4 protein-coding genes are annotated in these 3,202 nt (G+C 66.3%); 1 reads left to right on the top strand and 3 read right to left on the bottom strand.

Features of this window, described 5'->3' with window-relative positions:
- On the top strand, nt 1-1,577 hold a 1,577-nt coding region (locus tag WAW85_RS11600; RefSeq protein ID WP_422559762.1), incomplete at its 5' end, for a TIGR03767 family metallophosphoesterase.
- Between the two features lie 47 nt (nt 1,578-1,624).
- Here WAW85_RS11600 and WAW85_RS11595 read toward each other — a convergent pair.
- The 3 genes from WAW85_RS11595 to WAW85_RS11585 all read right to left on the bottom strand — a co-directional run.
- Complete coding sequence (locus WAW85_RS11595; RefSeq protein ID WP_422559761.1) at nt 1,625-2,425, bottom strand: type III pantothenate kinase; 801 nt, start codon at nt 2,423-2,425, stop codon at nt 1,625-1,627.
- Nucleotides 2,425-2,850 carry an aspartate 1-decarboxylase gene (gene panD, locus WAW85_RS11590; RefSeq protein WP_422559760.1) on the bottom strand — a complete coding sequence of 142 codons (426 nt, stop codon included), beginning with the start codon at nt 2,848-2,850 and terminating at the stop codon, nt 2,425-2,427. Before panD ends, WAW85_RS11595 begins: the two co-directional genes overlap by 1 nt.
- Nucleotides 2,851-2,860: 10 nt before the next feature.
- Nucleotides 2,861-3,202, bottom strand: a 342-nt coding sequence (locus WAW85_RS11585) for a pantoate--beta-alanine ligase (RefSeq protein ID WP_422559759.1), incomplete at its 5' end; no start/stop codon positions are given.

Below are 3,202 nucleotides of genomic sequence, written 5' to 3'. Positions count from 1 at the left end.
CAGAACCGGGTGCGCTGGCCGGCGCCCGCAGCGCGGGAACCACGCTGGCCCAGGCGGCCGCCCCCGGGCCGGCACGTAAGGGCGGCTACCGACGTCTCGTCGCCGGTCCGGGTTGGCCGCTCATCGTCCGACAGGAACTGGCCGCCGCCAAGAGCACCCGCGAGAACACCCGGACCGGGTTGGCTGCCCTCGTCCAGCTGACCGACATCCACATCACCGATGTGCAGAGCCCGGCGCGCTTCGAGTACACCCATCCAATGATCAGTTCGGCATACCGGCCGCAAGAAGCACTGACCACCCAGGGTGCGGTGTCCCTTATCAAGCGGATCAATTCGCTGACCGGCGGACCGTTCACTGGCCGAAAGTTCGACGCCGTGGTCACCACCGGCGACAACACTGACAACCACGAGTACATCGAACTCGATTGGTTTCTGCGACTCCTGTCCGGCGGCGCGATCACCCCGAACACCGGCGCCCCCGACCGCTTCGAGGGCGTACAGAACGACGGTTCATCGCTGTACTGGCAGCCGTCGTCGTCGACCGAAGACATCTATAAGGAGCGCGGCTTCGTCGAGATCCCGAAGTTCCTGCGCGCGGCGATCAGCAAACATCACAGCCCCGGCCTGAACACGCCCTGGTATTGCGTCTTCGGCAACCACGACGATCAGTTGGTGGGCACCGTCCCGAACGGCATCCTGGACTGGATGTACCTGTCGTCGGTGCGCTTCGATCTGCCGTCCACCGATCCGGCCGCAGTCCAGATCGCCCAGGCGCTGCAGACCAACCCGGCCGCGCTCGGCCCACTGCTGGCGCAGCTGCGGATCACCGGGCCAACCATGCCGGCCACACCCGATGCGCGTCGTCGTCCGTTCACTCCGCAAGAATTCGTACGCAAGCACTTCGATCCGGCCCATCTCGGCCCAGGTCCCCGCGGCCACGGCTTCGCCGACCCGGACGGACCCAGCTGGTACACCTTCACACCCGCGCCGGGCGTCGTCGGCATCGCGATGAACACCTGCAACAGCCTGGGATTGGCGGACGGCTCGATCAGCGAGACGCAATGGCAGTGGGTGCAGCGCCAGATCACCAAACATCACGACAAGCTGGTGCTGCTGTTCAGCCATCACACCTCCGACACGATGACCGCCACCCTGCCCAACCCAGAAACGCCTGGGCAAGCCCAATACGGCGGTCCGGCGATGGTCGCGATGATCAAACGCCACCCGAACGTGATCGCCTGGGTCAACGGCCACACCCACAACAACCGGCTAATCCCGCACCGCGGCAGCACCCCGAAGCACTCGTTCTGGGAGATCAACACCGCCAGCCACATCGATTACCCGCAGCTGGCGCGGATCATCGAGATTGCCGACAACGGCGACGGGACGCTCTCGATCTTCACCCCGCTCGTCGAGGCGGCCGCCGCATACACCGGCAACGAGTCCGACCTGAGCCCCGACGGCCTGGCGACGCTCTACCGCGAGATGTCGTACAACGACATCCACCGCGATCCCGAACGGATGGGCTCATTCGGCGACCGCAACGCCGAACTGGTGCTCACCCACCCGCTGCGCTGAACCACCCGCTGCCGCACGGTCAGTAGGGTTCAGCGGTAGCGCTGCGGTCAGCGATTCCGGCCGTCGCGCGCGCGCTCGTAGACGCGGCGCAGACCGTCGAGTGTCAGCTGCGGGACGCGGTCGGTGAGGGTGACACATTCGTCGTAGATCAGCGGCGCCAAGTATCCGGTGGCGACAACCACCACATCGCGGCCGTCGAATCCGGGCACCTCGGCGCGAATCCGGTTGACCAGACCGTCGACCTGCCCGGCGAAACCGAACAGGATGCCCGACTGCAGAGCCTCCACAGTGTTCTTGCCGAGGACGCTACGCGGCGGGGACAGTTCCACTTTGCGCACGGTGACCGTGTGCTCGCTCAATGCTTCGACCGCCAGATTCACCCCCGGCGCGATCGCACCGCCGAGGAACTCGCCTTTGGCTGAGATGGCGTCAACCACGGTCGCGGTGCCGAAGGCGACCACTATGCACGGTCGGCCCGGAAATGTGCCGTGTGCTGCAAGGGCATTCGCCACCCGGTCGGTGCCGACCTCCTTCGGATTATCCACCAGCAACGGAATGCCGGTGCGCACACCGGGCTCCAGCAGGACGTGCGGCCGGGAGCCGAAGTAGCGCGGCACCATGACGCGAATCTCGCGCAGCAGGGACGGGACGGTGGAGAGTGCGGCCACCCCCGTCACGCGCTCGATGTCGTCGCCCAACAGGCCCCGCAGCGTCAACGCGAGCTCGTCGGCCGTCAGGTGTGGCTGGGTGTGAATACGCCAGTCCCGCACCAGCGACGCGTGATCGCCCGAACCCGCGAACACCCCGACGTGGATGTTCGTGTTCCCGACGTCAACGGTCAGGAGCATCAGATGCCGGCAGCGACGAGTCCGCGCGGATCCTTCAGACCGGAACCGGCGGGCACATCAGCCGGATCGTCGGTGAGAGTGACCGGCCTATTGTTTTCGTCGACGAAGACCACCTTCGGCGCGTAGTCGAGCACTTCCTGCTCACTGAGGATGCCGTAGGCGATGATGATGACCAGGTCGCCCGGATGCACCAGATGCGCCGCGGCCCCGTTGATGCCGATGACACCGGTGCCGCGCTCACCGGAGATCACATAGGTCTCCAGCCGGTTGCCGTTGTTGATGTCGACGATCGCAACCTGCTCGCCCTCGATCAGACCGGACGCCTCAAGCAGATCAGCGTCGATGGTCACCGAACCGACATAGTGCAGGTCCGCCTGGGTCACGGTGGCCCGGTGGATCTTGGACTTCATCATGGTGCGGAACATGGGTTCACCCTCACTTGCCTTCCGGGCTCGCGCCCTGGTTGAAGAACTCTTCTTTGGCTGCGTCGTCATACGTGCGGCGGACCCCGCCCAGGTCGACACCGACGTTGTCCAGCAGCCGGGTGTCGCCGAACCGAGCGGCGACCAGTAGGCGGCCGTCACCGGACTCGGGTGCCTCCTCCAGATTCCGGCCGCGCAGTGTCAGGTAGTCGACCTCGACCGTCGGCGCGGTATCCAGTACGGCGCGGGCGGCGGCCAACGCGGCCTCGCCGCCGTGTTCGGCGGCGTGTGTGCCGGCCAGCAGTGCCGCCGACAGCGTCGTCGCCAATTGCCGCTGCTCCGCCGACAGGTAGCG

Source organism: Gordonia sp. (in: high G+C Gram-positive bacteria), from assembly GCF_049299075.1.
GTDB lineage: Bacteria > Actinomycetota > Actinomycetes > Mycobacteriales > Mycobacteriaceae > Gordonia.
The sequence above is the reverse complement of the archived record's forward strand: the minus strand, read 5'-3'. Positions and strand labels throughout refer to the sequence as shown.

Bases quoted from the DNA above. Each gene is read 5' to 3' on its own strand.
- WAW85_RS11595 (WP_422559761.1), bottom strand. From the start codon at position 2,425: ATGCTCCTGACCGTTGACGTCGGGAACACGAACATCCACGTCGGGGTG.
- panD (WP_422559760.1), bottom strand. From the start codon at position 2,850: ATGTTCCGCACCATGATGAAGTCCAAGATCCACCGGGCCACCGTGACC.